Below are 17,317 nucleotides of genomic sequence, written 5' to 3' on the forward strand. Positions count from 1 at the left end.
AAACACCTCCGAAGGTGTCGGGAGGATCCCGCGGATCAACCTCAGGTCCTCAAAGGAATCTGATACATCCCGTCCTGACATCTCCGGAGGTGTTTGTGAAGGACAGACTCAACTCATATCAGCTGTACAAGCCGCGGATCCTCGACTGGGCGGGTGATTGCGCCTCGGGAAGTGACCGGGAGGGCACCGGGAGCGCTGGCTGGCGACGGCGTGGGGACGGCGTCGGGACGGCCTGCGGACCGCCAGCGGGCCGTCAGCCCACGAGCTCCAGCTGGATTTCCCGTGTGGCGATGTCCGAGGACACCACCCGGACCCGGACTTTGGTGCCCGGTTCCAGTTCGCCGGGGCATCGTGCGGTCACGGCGGGCTCGGCGATCTGGACGATCCCGGACGGGCCGTTTCCGTTGCCGTTGGTCTTCCCGCCGTTGCCGTTGCTGGTGCCGTTGGTGCCCTTGGCCGGCTTGGGACCGGAGATGACGACAGCGTCGAATTCCTGGCCGACGTGGTTGACGAGCAGCGCCGCTTCAACGGTGTCCAGCGACAACCGCTCCAGTTTCGCGGCCAATTGGTCCGAGGTGCCCATGATGGCAGGGAGGGACGGCAGCGCCTCCCTGGCCCAGGCAGGAACCTCGGTGCCGTTGCTCAGGGCCTCGCAGATCACCAGCACGAAGCGGTCGACCAGCCGCCGCAACGGTGCCGTGGAATGGGCGTAGGCGGCGCCGATGGCGGACTGGACGGCGGCGTTGGGCACTGTGCCGTCGAAGGGTGTGTATCCGGCACCGCGGAAGAGCATCCCTGCTGAATGCACAATGGCCAGCTGCCGGGGGTCCGTCGGGTCAAGGGTCCGCAGGTACTCGCCGTAGCGCATTTCCCCGTCCCAGGGCTTGCCGAGGGCGTGGGTCTGCCGGTGGAAGTGGCGCAGTGACGCCTCGTCCGGGGCGGGCATGGTGCGCAGGATGCCGACTTTGCCCTGGAGCATGAGCGCCGCGGCGGCCATCCCGGTCATGAGTGAAATCTGGGCGTTCCAGTCCTCCACCGGCAGCGGCGGGGCCGCCACGATCCGGTAGCCGCCGTCGGGCAGTTGCTGGATCTCTTGTTCCGGCATGTTCAGGCTCGCGCCGCCGCGCAGGCGTTCCAGTTCCACCCGTTTGAGCCCTACTTCTTTCAGCAGCTGCAGCACGGGCGCCGCGGTGCCGGCGTCGAGCTCGGCCTGGACGCCTTTGTAGTTGAGCTTCGCGCGGCTGCGGACCTGTGCCCGGCGCACGAGGACCGAGGCGACCTCTGCCGCGGCGTCGAGTTCGAACTCCCAGACGAACGCCGCGCACAGCTGCCCGGCGAGCAGGCTGCCGGCGGCCTCGCTGATGATCTCCGGATGCAGCGGAATCCGGCCGTCCGGGGTGTAAAAGGTCTGGCCGCGGCGCCGGGTTTCGGCGTCGAGCGCCCCGCCCGGGGCGACAAAGGAGGGGACGTCGGCGATGGCGTAGAAGACCTTGTAGCCGCCGTCGCTCCGTTCGATAAAGAGGGCCTGGTCCAGGTCGGTGGACGACGCCGGATCGATGGTCACGAACTCGACATGCGTGAGGTCAAGGTCCGGGAGCTTGTGCTCGGCCACTGCTGCCTCCGCGTCGCGGAGCACAACTTCGGGGAACGGGCCGGGCAGTTCCAGCGTGGTGCGCAACGCCTTGAGGGCCCCGGCAAGCTGGTTCTGCTGCTCGTGGACACTGGGGGTCAGGCGATGATGGGACACGAAAATCAGGGTAGCCCGATTTCCGCTATTAGTCTTGGATGATGAGCGCAACTGCGGACGATCCTGCCCTCTACAACAGCTTCCTTGCCGAACTGCTGGGAGTCTTGGCGTACGGCGAGCTTTCCGCCTTCGAGCGGCTGTCCTCGAGTGCCCGGTACTCGCCCACGCTGCATGACCGTGCGGTGCTGGGCAGGATGGCCGTGGTCGAGTTCCAGCATTACGAACTCGTCCGGACCCGGCTCGAGCACATGGGCCTGGATACGGAGGCCGCCATGCTGCCGTTCCAGCCCTCGGTGGACCACTTCCACGAACGCACGCGCCCGTCGGACTGGTACGAGGCCCTCATGAAGGCCTACGTGATCGACACGGTCGCCGCGGACTTTTACGGCGTCGTAGGCCGGTACGTCGACGCCGCGACCCGTGAGTTAATCGGACAGGTCCGCTCCACCGGTGAGTCCACGGCCGTGCTGCAGGCGCGCCTCAAGGCGGCCCTGGCCGATGACCCCCGGCTGGCGTCGCGCCTGGCGTTGTGGGCCAGGCGCCTGCTGGGGGAGGTACTGAACCACGCCCAGCGTGTCAGCGCTGAGCACGCGTTCCTCGGCGGACTGTCGGGGCTGGACGACGCCGGCGCCCGGGCGCTGGTCAACGGCCTGGCGGCCGAACTCGCAGCGAATCACGCGCGCCGGATGACGGAGCTGGGTCTCGCCGGATAGTTTCAGTGCCGGCCGGCATTACGGGCCGGGGACCTGCTTAGGATGCGGCGGCATCCAACGCCGCCAGCAAGGCTCCGGCGGCGTGGGCCGGATCAGCGGCATCGGTAATCGCCCGGACCACAACGATCCGCCGGGCACCGGCGTCGACTACCTGCTCCACGTTACTGAGGTCGATCCCGCCGATCGCAAACCACGGCAGCACGCTTTCGTTGACCCTGCCGGTTCCCTCCGCGTCCGCCCCGCCGATCGCCTGGGCGGCGTAGCGCACCAGATCGAGGCCGACGGCGGCGCGTCCGGGCTTGGTGGGCGTCGCCCACACGGGGCCCACACAGAAATAATCGAGCCCTCTGCGGCCGGGCGCGGCAGCGATGGCGGCGTCCACCTGCTTCGGGCTGTGGGTGGACAGGCCGATCACGGCATCCTTGCCGAGAAAGCCGCGGGCGGCGTCGAGCGAAATGTCCTTCTGGCCGACATGGAACACCGGAGCTCCGGACAGGGAGGCGATGTCCGCCCGGTCATTGACGGCCCACAGCCGCCCGTGGCGCTGCGCCGCGGTGTGCAGGACCTCCAGCAGTTCCAGCTCCTCGGAGGCCTCGAGCGACTTGTCGCGCAACTGGATGATGTCCACGCCGCCGGCGAAGGCGGCGTCCACGAAGTCCGCGAAGTCGCCGCGGTCCCTGCGGGCGTCGGTGCAGAGATAGAGGCGGGCGGTGGTGTGGAGAGGGTCCTGGCTCATGGGACCAGCCTAGTTCCTCTAAACTGGGCGCATACCGCGGGAGCCCGCAGCAGCCATATCGCCGCTGCCCGGCTGAGAGGGCGTCAGAGCCGACCGCTTGACCTGATCCGGCTAGTACCGGCGTAGGGAAGGAATTTTTCATGGGCACACGAGCAGGCCGTGCAGCCGGAGCCGCAAATGACGCCGCCGCCCAGGTTTGTGACACAGGGCCCGGTACCGCAGAGGGAATCATCGCGGGGGATACGAGTGCCGACGTGGCCGTGATCGGTGGCGGGGTGATCGGCCATGGCATCGCGTTCGAGGCCATGCGCTCGGGCCGATCCGTGGTCCTGATCGATGATGCTCCCGGCAGCGGAGCCAGCTGGGCCGCCGCCGGCATGCTGGCCCCCGTGAGTGAACTGCACTACCAGGAGGAGCAGCTCCTGGAACTGATGCTTGAGGCCTCCCGGTTGTGGCCAGGATTCGCTGCGGCTCTCGACGCCGGTGCCGCCGGCGCGGATTCCCCGGCGGGTACCGGCTACTTAACGACGCCGACCCTGGCGGTGGGGGCCGACGCGGCGGACCGGCGCGCGCTCGCGGACTTGAGGGAAGTCCAGCAGGCATGCGGCCTGGCCGTGGAGCCACTGACAGTGCGCGAGGCGCGCACCCGGGAGCCCCTGCTGAGTCCCGGCATCTCGTGTGCCTTCGACATCCCGGCCGACCACCAGGTGGACCCCCGCCTGCTGATCACCCGGCTCGCCGGCGTACTCGGTGCGGAAGGCGGCAGCTTCGTCCGGCGGCGCGCGGCGGGCCTGCTGTGGCAGGACGGACAGGTGGCGGGTGTGCGGTTGGCCGGCGGCGGTTCCGTGCGGGCTGCGGAGACCGTGGTGGCCAACGGGCTCGGCGCCGCCGCGCTCGAGGAGCTTCCGGCCGGGCTGGCGCTGCCGCTGCGGCCCGTCTACGGCGACATCCTCCGGCTTCGCGTGCCTCCGCATCTGCAGCCGCTGCTCACGGCCACCGTGCGGGGCATGGTGCGCGGCATCCCGGTGTACATCGTCCCCCGCCAGGACGGCACAGTGGTGATCGGGGCCACCCAGCGGGAGGATGGACCGTCGGATCCGCACGCGGTTTCCGCCGGCGGTATTTACCAGCTGCTGCGGGATGCCCAGCAGCTGGTGCCTGCGGTCGCCGAGCTGGAGCTTTTAGAAGCCACGGCGCGGGCGCGGCCCGGCACTCCGGACAATGCCCCGCTGCTGGGGCGGGTCGCACGAGCGGACGGCGGGGACGTCCCGGGACTCATCATCGCCACAGGATTCTTCCGGCACGGCGTCCTGCTGACCCCCGCCGCCGCCGCCGTGTGCCGGCAACTCATGGACTTCACGCCGGACCCGCGCTGGGGCGGGTTCCGCCCGGACCGTTTTTCCCGCATCCCGGTTACGTCCGGGGACAGCCCCAAGAAGGAAGCAGCATGAACATCCGACTTAACGGAACGGAGCAGAGCGTCGCCGACGGCGCCTCCGTCTCCACACTCGTCACCCAGCTTACGGGCCGGAGCATCGGCCCCGACGGCCGCGCCGCCGACGGGCGGAAGCTCGGTGTCGCCGTCGCCCGCAACGCCGAAGTGGTGCCGCGCAGCCAGTGGCACGCCACGGCGCTCGCCGACGGCGACGACGTCGAACTCGTCACGGCAGTCCAGGGAGGATGACCAGCATGAACGAGACGACATTCGCAGGAACACATGTTGTCCCCATGACCGGTGCGGTGGCCGATCCGTTCGTGGTCGACGGCGTAAAGCTCGGCTCCCGCCTCATCATGGGAACCGGCGGTGCCCCGAGCCTGGACGGGCTCGGGGCGGCGCTGGTGGCGTCCGGGACGGAGCTGACCACGGTGGCGATGCGCCGCTACTCGCCGGCGGAGACGGGCTCGCTGTTCCAGCTGCTCGAGGACCATCAGATCCGGGTGCTGCCGAACACGGCAGGCTGCTTCACCGCCAAGGACGCCGTCCTCACCGCCGAACTGGCGCGGGAGGCCCTGGAAACGGACTGGGTCAAGCTCGAAGTCATTGCCGACGAGCACACACTGCTGCCGGACGCCGTCGAACTCGTGGACGCAACCGAACAGCTCGTGGCCCGAGGCTTCAAGGTCTTCGCCTACACGAACGACGACCCCGTGCTTGCCCTCCGGCTCGAAAACCTCGGCGCGACGGCCGTGATGCCGCTGGGCGCCCCGATCGGCACCGGACTGGGCATCCTGAACCCGCACAACATCGAGCTGATCGTCTCGCGCGCGTCCGTGCCCGTGGTGCTGGATGCCGGGATCGGCACGGCCTCGGACGCTGCCCTGGCGATGGAACTCGGCTGCGACGCTGTGCTGTTGGCTACGGCGGTGACCCGTGCGCAGAATCCGGTGCTCATGGGCGAGGCCTTCAAACATGCCGTCATCGCCGGCAGGCTAGCGAAAGCGGCCGGCAGGATCCCGCGGCGGGAACACGCACTGGCGTCCTCGGCAATGGAAGGCCGGGCCGAGTTCCTCTAACGCCCGCTCGGCCGGCGGGGCTGATCTGGTTGCACCGGCCGGACCTCCTGATCACCATTGCTCTTGATGACGCGCCGGCGCGATCATCCGAAGGCCCGGCCCGGGTCGACGTGCGGCCGGGATGAACCGGGTATACCGTCGGTCCGCATCCGGATGGGCCACTGTCCTCATGGATCACGTGGTTGTGCGAGTACGGCAGGGTCCCTTTAGCGCGCTGGTGACACTTTCACGAAGAATGGCGTTGCCACTTCTTTGCCTTTCCAGCTGCCCTTTTGGAGGTCAGGTGCCATCCCTTGCAGCCTTCGCATGGGTATACGCTCGCGGGCAACTTGCCCCCAGATGACGAGCCCTGCCGGATGATTTCTTGGAGCGCGCGGTTCGCGTGCCAGGGGGTTGAGTAGGTGATCTTGGTGCAGCTTGCCATCGGGCGAAACCCTTCTTGAAAGAGTACGCGCGTGGCTCATATCCACACTTGAGCGCCACCTAACAGTGGCGTCCCAGGTTCCACATGATTGTGTCGTTCAAGGCACAACCTATCGCAGCCCTACCTGCGTTGCAATCGTGAGTCTTCGGCCCAAGATTCTCTGAGAAATAGCCGCTGCTCCCAGAGCTCTTATTAACGACCTGTCCCGTTGCCGGGTTCCGGTGGTTCCGGCGCGGAACTACTACGTGATTGGGTGGGCTCCGCAGACCTGCCCTCGCCGCCGAGGACGACGGGGAACATGTCGGAGTCGCAGGCGATATTGCGCGCGGTGGGGGGAGGTGACGCGTCGGCGGAACTAGCCATAGGCGGCGACGGGGTCACTCCAGGCGGAAGTAGGTGTTCCGTCGGGGTGTCCGGGCTGGGTCGAGGTGGGGTGGCGGGATGAACCAGGGGATCCCGGTGCGCATCTGGATGCTCCAGTGTTCCTTATGGATCACGTGGTGGTGATGGGAGCAGAGCAGGGTTCCGTTGCCGGTTCCGGTGGTTCCGCCGCGGGACCAGTAGGTGATGTGGTGGGCCTCGCACCAGGGTGCCGGGATCGTGCATTGCGGGAAGGCGCAGCCCCGGTCCCGGGCCGTGATGGCCTTGCGGATGTGGGGCGGGAAGACGCGGGAGGCGCGGCCGATGTCCAGGATCTGGCCCTCGCCGCCGAGGACGACGGGGATGATGTCGGCGTCGCAGGCGATTTTGCGGATGGTGCCGGCGGTGACGGGGCCGGTGAACAGCAGCGTCCCGGTGCCGTGTCTGGTTCCGGTGCCGTGCTGTGCGGTGTTGGCAGCGGCGCCTGCTTCGGCGGGAGTCGTCCCGAGCCGGGTGAGCAGGTCCCGGTAATCGATGGTGGCCATGATCTGCGGCCGGAGCCCGCCGGCCGCGGGCAGCCCTCCGGCGGCGAGGGCTGCTTTGCACGCGCCGACCAGGCCGTCGAGCAGACGTTGGGGCCGTGAGCGGAGGTCCAGGGACGGCAGCGCGGCGTCCTCTTCGGCCGTAGCGGGCTCATTAGACGGGCCGGGCTCGTCGGCCGCTTCGGACCCGTCACCCGGTCCGGCCTGCGCCGTGTGTCCGGTGGCGGTGCCCTGGCCGGTGTCTGGGCCGGTGCGGGGGTTGGTGGCGGTGTTCATCACGGTGATCAGGTGTTCGAACTGGTCCGTGGTGGCGAAGATTTCCAGGTGCTGCAGGCCGTGCCGGGGTTTGCGGAGGAAGGCGCCCTGGAGCTGGCGGAGCAGTTCCTCGGAAGGTTCGGCGCCGTCCTGGTCCAGCGCCTCGGCCCAGCTGCGGGTGACCCGGGCCAGGAAGTCGGCGTCGTTCTCGGCCGCGGTGCGGGTCAGGGCGTGTTCCATCGCCGCCGCGGCCTCGGGGAGGCAGGTGTGCCGGGCCCGGTCCAGGGCGAGCGTGATGACGGTCGCGGCCCGGGACGCGACCTCGCCGGCCGCGACGGCGGCTCCGAGCTCGGGGTGTACGGGCGGGGTGGGCCGGCCGGCGAGTCCCTGCCGGCGCAGCAGCGTGTCGGCCAGGCCGAGCCGGCGCCTGGCCTCCGCGGCGCCGATCCGCAGCCGCGCCCGCAGGAACTCCACCGTGTTCCGGTACCCGTCATCCAGCACCGATTCCGGCACCCTCGGTTCCGCCGCAACGGAGGTACCGGAGGGAACCGCCGCAACGGACGTGCCGGAGGGAGCAGAGGACAAGGAGGTGCCGCCTGGAACCGCCGCAGCGGACGTGCCCGCGGGAGCCGAGGCCAAGGAGGCGCCGGCGGGTGCCGCCCCAGCAGACGTGCCGGGTGCGCCGGTCTGCCACCCGGCGGGGCTCTCACGCCAGCCGGTGGTCCACGCGGTGACCGCCCCCGCTACAGCCCCCGTGGCCGCGGCGGCGGACTGCTTCCGGGTCCGGTCCACGGCGGCCGCCGCGACGAGCTGCAGATACTCCACCGCGCGGGAGACTTCCTCCACCTGTCCGGCGAAGTCCGACGCGGCCCGGAATCCCCACGACCCCGCATCCTCCACCGCCGTCGAACCCACCGCCCGCAGCGCGGTCAGGGCGGCGTCCAGACCGGATTGCCCGACCGGGGCTGCGCCCCGGTCCGTGCCCTGCGCCTCGTCCTCGCAGGCGGTGAGATCCCTGATGAAATCCCTGACGGCTTCCATGGCTCGAGTCTATTTGAGGGCTCCGACAAAAGTGATGGGCACGGTTCCGCCTCGGAGTGACTCCGGTACGGTGCACCCGGCCGAACCCCAAACGAACTGTGACCACGCACCCCGTTGGGTGCGTGGTCACGGTTGCGCGCGGAAAACAGCTGCGCGGGGCTAAAGAGCTAGAGCTTCAGGATGCTGGTGAGCCGCTCGGTGTCCTGCCTCGTCCGGGCCTTGCCGAGATACACCACGGCCGCGATCGAGGCCGCAGTGCCCAGGACCATTGGCAGAATCCACGGGATCCAGGTCAGGCCCGGCTGGTAGCCGAATCCGGCCGCTATGAAGATGATCCAGCTGAGCATACCGACGGATGCAGCGACTCCCGCGGGGACGGCGACGCCGTACTTCTGGTGCCGTTTGTCGTTGGCCCACACCAAGAAACCCGCAGTCACGGTCACCATGGCGACCACAATCAGGGAAAGCATTCAGGACACCTCACGATGGAGAAACTGCGATGAAGGAACGGTGGTGGGAAGAACGGGCTAGAGGGCACCGAAGCCGACGCGGCGGGCCTCTTCTGCGCCGATTTCCACGTAGCCCAGAACATTGGCGGGGACGATCACCAGGCGGCCTTTGTCGTCCGTCAGCCGCAGTTCGCTGCCCTTGGCGATCGCGTCGCCCACTACCTTGGCGACGGCTTCGGCATCCTGCGCCGATTCGAGGACAATTTCGCGGCCAATGTTTTGAATACCAATCTTTACTTCCACAGCAAGGCCTCCCAGCCAATCAACGTCCAAAAAATGTCTAAGGTCAATCTCTAGTTGTAGTCTAGGTCTCTTTGGGGAAGCGGGAGATTCCGCGCCAAGCTAAACGGTAGATGAGGTCGCTGGCTACATCGAGATCCAGGTTCCCGTCCGTTTCCAGCCAATACCGTGCGCTCACGTGGGCCATTCCGGCGAGTCCGCGGCCCAGCAGCTGGGCCTCCAGTTCAGGCAGTTTGGTGTCCTCGGCGATGACGTGCGCGACGGCGTCGGCAAAGGTCTTGTTGAACGTTTCCAGCCGCGCGCTGACGTCGGGGTCGTTAATCAGGTCCGACTCGAAGACGAGCCTGTGGGCCTGGTCGTCGTGCGCGATGAAGCGGAAGTAAGCGCGCATGACGGCCTGGACGCGCTCGTCATTGTCGGTGGTGGAGTTCAGGGCGCCAAGCAGGAGGTCGGTCAGCTTGCTGAGGTGGCTGTCCAGCAGAGCCAGGTAGAGGTCCCGCTTGGAGGGGAAGTGCTGGTACAGCACCGGCTTGCTGACGTGGGCGGTCTCGGCGATCTCGTCCATGGCGGCACCGTGGTAGCCGTTCGCCACGAAAACTTCCTGCGCGGCCGCCAGGAGCTGCGCCCGGCGTTCGTCGCGGGGGAGGCGGGCCGAGCGTTGTCCGCTCCGGGGCTGCACTGCCGTCGGCTTGCCCGACTCGTCCCGCTCCAACGGTGCCTGATGAACCACTGTCGGCCTTCTTTCCCTTATTCACCCCATTGCGCGCAATGGCAATCGTCTGCATTTTGTACTGAACTACCTTGCACTCAATTACACCTTACGCGCGGGTAATATGACCTGGTGGTATCTTCGGGCATAGATTGAAGTATGGCTTCCAAGTTCACCGCCGCCGGTGCCCCCGCAACCCCCCAGACGAAGCTGGATCCGCAGCCCGGACCGCTGGTCGACCCGGCTGCGAACCTCAGTCCGGACGAGGTGGAACGCTACTCGCGGCACCTGATCATTCCGGAGATCGGCGCGATCGGCCAGCGACGCCTCAAGAACGCGAAAGTCCTGGTGATCGGTGCCGGTGGCCTCGGCTCCCCGGCGCTGCTCTACCTCGCCGCCGCGGGGGTCGGCACCCTTGGCATCGTCGATGACGACGACGTCGACCTCAGCAACCTCCAACGCCAGATCATCCATGGTGTCGCGGATGTGGGCCGGTCGAAAATCGAGTCCGCCCGCGACGCTATTACGGCCCTGAACCCGCTCGTGGATGTCCGGCTTCACAACGTCCGGCTCGACGCGTCCAACGCATTGGAACTCTTTGCCGGCTACGACCTGATCCTCGACGGCGCCGACAACTTTGCCACGCGCTACCTCGTCAACGACGCCGCCGCCATCCTCGGCAAGCCCTACATTTGGGGATCGATTTTCCGTTTCGACGGCCAGGTCAGCGTCTTTTGGGAACAGTTCGGGCCCACCTACCGGGACCTCTACCCGGAGGCGCCGCCGCCCGGATCCGTGCCGTCCTGCGGCGAAGGCGGCGTGTTCGGCATGCTGTGCGCCGCCGTCGGAGCGCTGATGGTGACCGAGGCGGTCAAACTGATCACCGGCGTCGGCCGGTCCCTGCTGGGCCGGCTGGCGCTCTATGACGCGCTGGGCGGCACCTGGCGCGAGATCAAGGTGACCAAGGACCCGGCGGCTGCACGAATCACCGAACTCACCGACTACGAGGCCTTCTGCGGGATCACTCCAACGGCGGATCCCGGTACCGAGCACACTGTGACGGCGACCCAGCTCGCCACCATGCTGGCCTCCCGCAAGGCCGGCCTCAAGGACTTCCACCTCGTGGACGTGCGGGAGCAGGGAGAATACGAAATCGTCCGCATTGAGGGGTCGGAGCTGATCCCGCAAGGCCGCATCCTTGCCGGCGAGGCGTGGCAGGAACTGCCCCAGGATGCCGAAATTGTCTTCCACTGCAAGGCCGGAACACGATCCGCCGCCGTCCTGTCCGCAGCCCGCGCCGCAGGGTACGGGCGCGTCAGCCACCTCGAAGGCGGCATTCTCGCCTGGGTAAGGGACGTGGAGCCCGGGAAACCGGTGTACTGAGCCTTGGCGGGCCATATGGCCAGCAAGGCCGCGATACCGCACAACACGCTCCGCTGAGCGGCGCCCTAAAACGAAAGGCTTGGTCATGAGCGAGGAAAATACAGTGACGTCCCAGCGCAAGATTGGCTCGGGGTTCGGCCGGGATTCGACGGCGGCCGACGTCATTGCCGGCATCGACCTGACCGGGAAGACCGCCATTGTCACCGGCGGCTACTCGGGGCTGGGCTTGGAGACCGTGCGGGCGCTGGCCTCCGCCGGCGCCACCGTCGTGGTGCCGGCCCGGCGGCCCGAGCATGCCCGCGACGTCCTGGCCGCGGCGGGGCTGACGCCGGCAACGGCTGGCGGCGGCGTCAGCGTCGCCGAGCTGGACCTTGCGGACCTGGCCAGTGTGAAGGCGTTCGCCGCCGGCTTCCTGGCCGGCCTGGCGACCGAAACGGCACCTGGCGCCGCGCCTGACGCGGCACTTGGCGCGGCGCCGGGCTCAGGCCGCAGCCTGGACATCCTCATCAACAACGCCGCCATCATGGCAAGTCCGGAGCAAAGGGTGGGACCCGGCTGGGAATCACAGTTCGCCACGAACCACCTGGGCCATTTTGCCTTGACCAACCTGCTGTGGCCGGCTCTTGCCGCGGCGCAGGGGGCCCGCGTGGTCTCGCTGTCCTCGACCGGCCACAAGCTCTCGGCCATTCGCTTCGATGACATCAATTTCGACGCCGGCTACGACAAATGGCGTGCCTACGGCCAGGCCAAGACGGCAAACGCGCTCTTCGCCGTCCAGCTCGATGCCCTGGGCCGGAACTTTGGCGTGCGCGCCTTCGCAGTACATCCCGGCGGGATCATGACGGAGCTGCAACGGCACCTGCCGCGGGAGGAGATGATCGCCGCGGGCTGGATGGATGAGCACGGCAAACTCGACCCGCGCTTCAAGACACCCGCGCAGGGCGCCGCCACCTCGGTCTGGGCCGCAACTGCGCCGGCGCTCGAAGGAATGGGCGGCGTCTACTGCGAGGACTGCGACATCGCCGAAGCCACGGTGCCGGGATCGCCCGAAGCCAGGATCAGGGGAGTGGATGCCCACGCGGTGGACCGGGAGGCGGCCACACGGCTGTGGCAGGTGTCGGCCGATATGACCGGGATCAACGCTTTCCCCGGATAATCCAGGGATAAGCCGCGGCGCGGGGAGGCGCGGACCAGCTACGCGGTTTCGCGGATGTCGCCCGTTGCGGGGCCGGCGTCGCCGGGGTCGCCGGGGTTGTGGACAGCGGCGTTGTGGTCCACGGGGCACGCGGCCCCGGAACCGGCGGCACCTGCAACCGTTGCGCCGGCGGTGGGCTCCACGGTGATGCCGTACAGCGCCTCAAGACCGGCAATGTAGGCGTCCTGCTGTCCGTTGGAGGCCAGTTCGCGGGCCCTGACGGTGGGGACGTGGAGAAGCTGCTTCACCATGCGGCGCAGGGCAAATTCGACTTCTTCGGCGGCGGCCGTGCAGCCGTGCCGGGCCCGGACCTTTTCCATTTCCGCATCCAGGACGTTCATCGTGTGGCGGCGCAAGGCGACGATCGCCGAGTCGACGCTCCTGGCCTCGCGCTCCTGCTCAAAGGCGCTGGCCGCCCCGGCCACGATGCTGCTGGCCTGTTCGAGCGACTCGGCCTGTTCCTGCGGTGCGGCCAGCCGGACCGATTCCAGCGTAAGCAGTTCAACGCCGTCGAGGTCGCCGACCGCGGGGTCGAAGTCATGGGTCAAAGCGAGATCGATCGCGATCAGCGGCTGGGCCGAGTTCGCCCGGATCCGGACGAGGTCGTCCGCTTCGACCCGGCTGTCGGAGCCGCTGCAGCCGATCATGACGTCGGCGGCGGCAACTGCGCCCGGAAGCGTGTCCTCGTTCAGTGCCGTGCCGCCCCGGGTGGCGACGAAGCCGGCGGCGCGGCCGGAGGAGGAATAGACAAAGACATCGGTGCAGCCACGTTCCCGCAGCAGGGACATGGTGGCACCGGCGTAGGCGCCGGTCCCGAAGACAACGGCTTTCTTGGCGGACCAGTCCGGGTTTTCCGACAGGTCAGTGGCGAGATCAAGGGCCACGGAGACGATGGAGAGCCCGCGCGAACCCAACGCCGTCTGGGCGCCGACGTCCTTCGCGGTCTTGGACGCGGCCTGGAACAGCCGGACCAGGCCGGAGCTGGCGGTGCCCTCGTGCTGGGCCGTGATCAAGGCGCGGCGCACCTGCCCGGCAATTTCCCGTTCGCCCACCACGGCGGAGTCCAGACCGGAGCTGACCGAGAAGAGGTGCTGGCTGACCTCGGCGCCGGTGCGGGTGCTGAAGGCGCGGGAGACGAGCTGGTCGTTGAGTCCGCTGGCGCCGCTGATGTGGGTGATGAGGGCCGCCCGGGCGGCGGCGACGGCGTCCGGATGGGGTGCTTCGCCGTAGATTTCAAGGCGGTTGCAGGTGGCAAGGACAACGGCACCCGCCACAGCCGGCGATCCGGCGAGGGCGGATGTGGCGATCCCTGAAGCACCGGTGCTCAACTGAGCAACGGTTTCGAGGTCGATGTCGGCGTGTGTAGCCACCAATGAAAAAAGAACCACAGCATCACCATCATAGCTTTTTCGCGCCCGTGTAGAACAACTGTCCGGGCGTGGGCTCAGGCACCCTGGCCTGTGATTCCCGCCACGACGCGGCACTCGGGGCCGGTGTCAGAGCCGGCGTGACAGGCTGTCGTTATCTTTTGGGCACAAATTTGGGCACAATCGAAGTCATGACTCCAAGCGCTGCGGCACGTGCCGGCACGACCACATTCAGTACGTCCGACAACGGCGCAGCCGGCAATGCAGCCATTGACGGCGCCGCCACAGATGGCGCCGCCTGCGGCCTCGACGCCGGCCACCCGCTGATGGACGGCCGCACCGCGGATTCGCCGCTGATCACCGCCTACCGCGGCGGCAAGCCCTCCCGCCGTCCCGTCTGGTTCATGCGCCAGGCCGGCCGCTCACTGCCCGAATACCTCAAGGTCCGTGAGGGCGTCGCGATGCTGGACTCGTGCCTGCGCCCCGAGCTGGCCTCAGAGATCACCCTGCAGCCGGTCCGCCGCCACGACGTCGATGCCGCCATCTTCTTCTCGGACATTGTCATCCCGCTCAAGCTGGCCGGCGTCGGAGTGGACATCGTGCCCGGCGTCGGACCCGTGCTGGACAAACCGGTCCGCACGGCCGCGGACGTTGCCGCCCTGCCGCAGCTGACCTGGGAGGCCTTGGAGCCCATCCGCGAAGCCGTCCGGCTCACGGTGGCCGAGCTCGGCAGCACCCCGCTGATCGGCTTCGCCGGTGCGCCCTTTACCCTCGCCGCGTACATGGTGGAAGGCAAGCCTTCCCGCGACCACCTCGGCCCGCGCACCATGATGCACGCCGACCCCGAAACCTGGACTGCCCTGGCCAACTGGGCCGCCGATGCCTCGGGGATGTTCCTCCGCGCACAGCTGGAAGCCGGCGCTTCCGCCGGCCAGCTCTTCGACTCCTGGGCCGGTTCGCTGGGACTTGCCGACTACCAGCGCTTCGTTGCGCCGGCGTCGTCCCGTGCCCTGGACCATGTCCGGCACCTGGGCGCACCCCTGATCCACTTCGGCACCGGCACCTCGGAACTGCTCGTCGCGATGCGCGACGTCGGCGTTGACGTCGTGGGGGTCGACTACCGGCTGCCGCTGGACGAAGCCAACCGCCGCCTCGGCGGCACCGTCCCGCTGCAGGGCAACATCGACCCGGCACTGCTTTCGGCGCCGTGGGAAGTCCTCGAAGCCCACGTCCGAGAGGTGATCGCGGCCGGCTCCGCGGCGCCCGGGCACGTCCTGAACCTCGGCCACGGTGTGCCGCCGGAGACGGACCCTGAGGTGCTCACGCGCGTCGTCGAACTCATCCACTCCATCGCTCCGGAGTAGGGGCGTGGACGCAGGCGCCGCCGGGACTCCCGTGGAAGGTACCGCCGTTGTGATCGGGGGCGGGATTTCCGGACTGCTTGCGGCACGGGAATTCGCCCGGGCCGGGGTCCGCACCACCGTCCTGGAGGCCGGCGAGGCCTGGGGCGGCTGTGTCGGCAGCCATGTCGTGGCCGGACTGACCCTGGACAGCGGTGCGGAGTCTTTCGCCACCCGCACCGCCGCCGTAGCCGATCTCGCCGCGGAGCTGGGGCTGGCCGGCGAGATCGTCGCGCCGAACCCCGGCGGGGCCTGGGTCCAGTTGCCTGACGGCCCCCGGGAACTGCCTAAGACCGGTGTGCTGGGCATCCCGGCGAGCCCGTGGGACCCGGAAGTCCGCCGGTCGCTGGGCCTGCTGGGATCCCTCCGCGCCTCCGTCGACGCCGTGCTGCCGGCCTCGCTGGGCACCGCTGACGCGGCAACGAGCGTGTCAGCCCTGGTCCGCCGGCGGATGGGCAAGCGGGTCCTGGACCGGCTCGTCGCACCGGTGGTCGGCGGCGTGCACTCGGCCGACCCCTCAGTGCTCGACGTCGACATGGTGGCCCCCGGTCTGCGGGCCGGCATCCGCCAGCATGGTTCCCTCGCCGCCGCCGTCGCGGCCCAGCGCAGGGGAGCGGCGGTCGCCACGGGCGGACCCCCCGGACCGTCCGGAGCAGGCCAGGCCGGCGGGCTCCAGAAGGCCGGTTCCGCCGTCGCCGGGCTGCGCGGTGGCATGCACACCCTCGTCGCCGCCCTGCTGGCCGATCTGCGTCAGCGCGGAGTCACCCTGCTGCCCGGCACCGCGGCCCGGTCAGTGCGGCGCTCAGCCGACGGCTGGCGCGTGGCCACGGACCAGGCCACTTTCGACGCCGGGCTCCTCGCGGTTGCGGTCGAGGGTCCCGCCGCCGTCGGGCTGCTTGAGGAGTCCCTGCCGGAACTTGCCGGCCTCCGCCCCGATGCCGGACCCGACGTCAGCCTTGTCACGCTCGTGGTGGACCTCCCGGCCCTTGACGCGGCGCCACGCGGCACCGGCGTGCTTGTTGCCCCGCAGAGCCCGGGTGTGCAGGCCAAGGCGCTGACGCACGCCACCGCCAAATGGGCGTGGCTGGCGGAGCAGGCAGGCCCGGGAAGGCATGTGCTCCGGCTCTCCTATGGGCGGAGCACGGCTCCAGGGGCTGTTACTCCCGGGGCATTGCCCGAGTCCCGCGGCGGCGGACTGGCCGCGGCGCCGCGCTCCGACGATGAACTTTTCCGCGCAGCCCTTGCTGATGCGTCGGCCCTGCTGGTGGTGCCAGTCGGCGCCGGGGACGTGGCCGATTGGGACGTGGTCCGCTGGGCCGGCGCGCTGCCGTTTGCGTCCCTGGGCCACAGGCAGCGCGTCGCGGCCGTCCGGAGCGTCTGTGCCGCGGACGGCACGCTTGCCGTGGTGGGCGGCTGGCTGTCCGGCAATGGCCTGGCAGCGATCGTGGCCGACACCCCGCAGCAGGTCCGCACCCTGTTGTCCTGAACGTTGTCCTGAACGCGGCTGCGCTGAATTTGGTGACCCTGATTTTGGCTGTCCCGAACGACGTTCCTGAGTCCCAGGCACACCTTCAGTCACAGGAATCACAGCGGTTCCAAAGGCACCCTGAGCCCCTCCGGACCCGGCGGTTTCGTGCCGGAAATTCGCGGTTTTTGCAAGTTTTTCCTGCTGGTCGATTCCGGCTAGGCTCGATGACCATGTTTATTTTCAGGTCCAAGGTGTCAACAACGAAGACCGGCCGCCATCGGGGCCTTCGAAGCGGCGCGGCGGCGGTCGCGCTCGGGGCCGTACTGGCTGGCACCGCCGGGGCTCCTGCCTCGCAGGCGGCCGCAGGGTTGTCCGCGGCGGCGTCCACCGCACCGTCCGCGCAGGGTTCGCTGACCCTCGGCCTCGGCGACGTGCTGGACAGCCTGCTGGGCTCCTCGACGACGCCGAGCCCCTCGCCGTCCGCCGGCTCGGGCGAGTCCTCCCCGTCGCCGTCGCACGGCAGCAGCCCGGAACCCAGCGACCCCGAGCCCAGTGACCCGGAACCCAGCCACCCCGAGCCCAGCGACCCGGAACCCACGTCACCGCGCACCAGTACCCCACCGGCGTCGAGCACCCCGCCCGCGAAGGTTGCGCCGCCCGCCGGGCCGCAGGACCCCGCCGCGCCGCCCGCCGCCCCGGCTCCGGGACTGTCTC

15 protein-coding genes, 1 pseudogene and 1 riboswitch are annotated in these 17,317 nt (G+C 68.9%); of the genes and pseudogenes, 9 read left to right on the plus strand and 7 right to left on the minus strand.

Annotated features, from left to right (window positions below):
- Window positions 1-253: 253 nt before the first annotated feature.
- Window positions 254-1,747 carry an RNB domain-containing ribonuclease gene (locus ARTB_RS21060; RefSeq protein ID WP_243182239.1) on the minus strand — a complete coding sequence of 498 codons (1,494 nt, stop codon included), beginning with the start codon at window positions 1,745-1,747 and terminating at the stop codon, window positions 254-256.
- Between the two features lie 38 nt (window positions 1,748-1,785).
- Here ARTB_RS21060 and ARTB_RS21065 point away from each other — a divergent pair, with 38 nt between their 5' ends.
- Window positions 1,786-2,460 carry a ferritin-like fold-containing protein gene (locus ARTB_RS21065; RefSeq protein ID WP_243182240.1) on the plus strand — a complete coding sequence of 225 codons (675 nt, stop codon included), beginning with the start codon at window positions 1,786-1,788 and terminating at the stop codon, window positions 2,458-2,460.
- A 37-nt stretch (window positions 2,461-2,497) separates the two neighbouring features.
- Here the strand turns inward: ARTB_RS21065 and thiE are convergent, their stop codons facing one another.
- Complete coding sequence (gene thiE, locus ARTB_RS21070) at window positions 2,498-3,196, minus strand: thiamine phosphate synthase (RefSeq protein ID WP_243182241.1); 699 nt, start codon at window positions 3,194-3,196, stop codon at window positions 2,498-2,500.
- A gap of 26 nt (window positions 3,197-3,222) precedes the next feature.
- Window positions 3,223-3,343, plus strand: a riboswitch (TPP riboswitch).
- Between thiE and thiO the strand changes: the two genes are divergently transcribed.
- From thiO to ARTB_RS21085, 3 genes are all read left to right on the plus strand, one after another.
- Complete coding sequence (gene thiO / locus ARTB_RS21075; protein ID WP_243182242.1) at window positions 3,337-4,647, plus strand: glycine oxidase ThiO; 1,311 nt, start codon at window positions 3,337-3,339, stop codon at window positions 4,645-4,647. (Overlaps the previous riboswitch by 7 nt.)
- Window positions 4,644-4,880 carry a sulfur carrier protein ThiS gene (gene thiS / locus ARTB_RS21080; protein WP_028278094.1) on the plus strand — a complete coding sequence of 79 codons (237 nt, stop codon included), beginning with the start codon at window positions 4,644-4,646 and terminating at the stop codon, window positions 4,878-4,880. Before thiO ends, thiS begins: the two co-directional genes overlap by 4 nt.
- 44 nt (window positions 4,881-4,924) lie before the next feature.
- Window positions 4,925-5,710 carry a thiazole synthase gene (locus tag ARTB_RS21085; RefSeq protein WP_243182250.1) on the plus strand — a complete coding sequence of 262 codons (786 nt, stop codon included), beginning with the start codon at window positions 4,925-4,927 and terminating at the stop codon, window positions 5,708-5,710.
- 801 nt (window positions 5,711-6,511) lie between these two features.
- Here ARTB_RS21085 and ARTB_RS21090 read toward each other — a convergent pair.
- From ARTB_RS21090 to ARTB_RS21105, 4 genes are all read right to left on the minus strand, one after another.
- Window positions 6,512-8,332, minus strand: coding sequence for a DUF222 domain-containing protein (locus tag ARTB_RS21090; protein ID WP_243182243.1), 1,821 nt, complete (start codon window positions 8,330-8,332; stop codon window positions 6,512-6,514).
- A 167-nt stretch (window positions 8,333-8,499) separates the two neighbouring features.
- Entirely contained in the window at window positions 8,500-8,802 is a 303-nt protein-coding gene (locus tag ARTB_RS21095; protein WP_243182244.1) for a hypothetical protein, read from the minus strand.
- A 57-nt stretch (window positions 8,803-8,859) separates the two neighbouring features.
- The gene (locus ARTB_RS21100) at window positions 8,860-9,084 is read right to left on the minus strand and encodes a DUF3107 domain-containing protein (protein ID WP_028278253.1); all 225 of its coding nucleotides are present in this window, start codon (window positions 9,082-9,084) and stop codon (window positions 8,860-8,862) included.
- Between the two features lie 61 nt (window positions 9,085-9,145).
- A complete protein-coding gene (locus ARTB_RS21105; RefSeq protein ID WP_279294506.1) occupies window positions 9,146-9,793 on the minus strand; it encodes a TetR/AcrR family transcriptional regulator in 648 nt (215 codons plus the stop codon).
- Window positions 9,794-9,949: 156 nt separating this feature from the next.
- On the opposite strand from ARTB_RS21105, the gene moeB reads away from it, so the two are divergent.
- Both moeB and ARTB_RS21115 read left to right on the plus strand, forming a co-directional pair.
- Entirely contained in the window at window positions 9,950-11,173 is a 1,224-nt protein-coding gene (moeB, locus tag ARTB_RS21110) for a molybdopterin-synthase adenylyltransferase MoeB (RefSeq protein WP_243182246.1), read from the plus strand.
- A gap of 85 nt (window positions 11,174-11,258) precedes the next feature.
- Window positions 11,259-12,329 (plus strand): SDR family NAD(P)-dependent oxidoreductase, encoded by a 1,071-nt coding sequence (locus tag ARTB_RS21115; RefSeq protein ID WP_243182247.1) that lies wholly within the window; start codon window positions 11,259-11,261, stop codon window positions 12,327-12,329.
- Between the two features lie 38 nt (window positions 12,330-12,367).
- Here the strand turns inward: ARTB_RS21115 and ARTB_RS21120 are convergent, their stop codons facing one another.
- Complete coding sequence (locus tag ARTB_RS21120; protein WP_243182248.1) at window positions 12,368-13,756, minus strand: glutamyl-tRNA reductase; 1,389 nt, start codon at window positions 13,754-13,756, stop codon at window positions 12,368-12,370.
- A 170-nt stretch (window positions 13,757-13,926) separates the two neighbouring features.
- On the opposite strand from ARTB_RS21120, the gene hemE reads away from it, so the two are divergent.
- The 3 genes and pseudogenes from hemE to ARTB_RS21135 form a co-directional block, all read left to right on the plus strand.
- Entirely contained in the window at window positions 13,927-15,099 is a 1,173-nt protein-coding gene (hemE, locus tag ARTB_RS21125) for a uroporphyrinogen decarboxylase (protein WP_439954157.1), read from the plus strand.
- Between the two features lie 4 nt (window positions 15,100-15,103).
- Complete coding sequence (gene hemG, locus ARTB_RS21130) at window positions 15,104-16,621, plus strand: protoporphyrinogen oxidase (RefSeq protein WP_243182249.1); 1,518 nt, start codon at window positions 15,104-15,106, stop codon at window positions 16,619-16,621.
- Window positions 16,622-16,833: 212 nt separating this feature from the next.
- Window positions 16,834-17,317 (plus strand): annotated as a pseudogene (locus ARTB_RS21135) (hypothetical protein); the annotation flags it as partial.

Origin of the sequence: Arthrobacter humicola (assembly GCF_022803015.1) — a bacterium.
GTDB lineage: Bacteria > Actinomycetota > Actinomycetes > Actinomycetales > Micrococcaceae > Arthrobacter > Arthrobacter humicola_A.

What these genes read in the sequence shown, in the direction of transcription:
- ARTB_RS21065 (WP_243182240.1), top strand. Translation starts at nt 1,786, where the DNA reads ATGATGAGCGCAACTGCGGACGATCCTGCCCTCTACAACAGCTTCCTT.
- thiE (WP_243182241.1), bottom strand. Translation starts at nt 3,196, where the DNA reads ATGAGCCAGGACCCTCTCCACACCACCGCCCGCCTCTATCTCTGCACC.
- thiO (WP_243182242.1), top strand. Translation starts at nt 3,337, where the DNA reads ATGGGCACACGAGCAGGCCGTGCAGCCGGAGCCGCAAATGACGCCGCC.
- thiS (WP_028278094.1), top strand. Translation starts at nt 4,644, where the DNA reads ATGAACATCCGACTTAACGGAACGGAGCAGAGCGTCGCCGACGGCGCC.
- ARTB_RS21085 (WP_243182250.1), top strand. Translation starts at nt 4,925, where the DNA reads ATGACCGGTGCGGTGGCCGATCCGTTCGTGGTCGACGGCGTAAAGCTC.
- ARTB_RS21090 (WP_243182243.1), bottom strand. Translation starts at nt 8,332, where the DNA reads ATGGAAGCCGTCAGGGATTTCATCAGGGATCTCACCGCCTGCGAGGAC.
- ARTB_RS21095 (WP_243182244.1), bottom strand. Translation starts at nt 8,802, where the DNA reads ATGCTTTCCCTGATTGTGGTCGCCATGGTGACCGTGACTGCGGGTTTC.
- moeB (WP_243182246.1), top strand. Translation starts at nt 9,950, where the DNA reads ATGGCTTCCAAGTTCACCGCCGCCGGTGCCCCCGCAACCCCCCAGACG.
- ARTB_RS21115 (WP_243182247.1), top strand. Translation starts at nt 11,259, where the DNA reads ATGAGCGAGGAAAATACAGTGACGTCCCAGCGCAAGATTGGCTCGGGG.
- hemE (WP_439954157.1), top strand. Translation starts at nt 13,927, where the DNA reads ATGACTCCAAGCGCTGCGGCACGTGCCGGCACGACCACATTCAGTACG.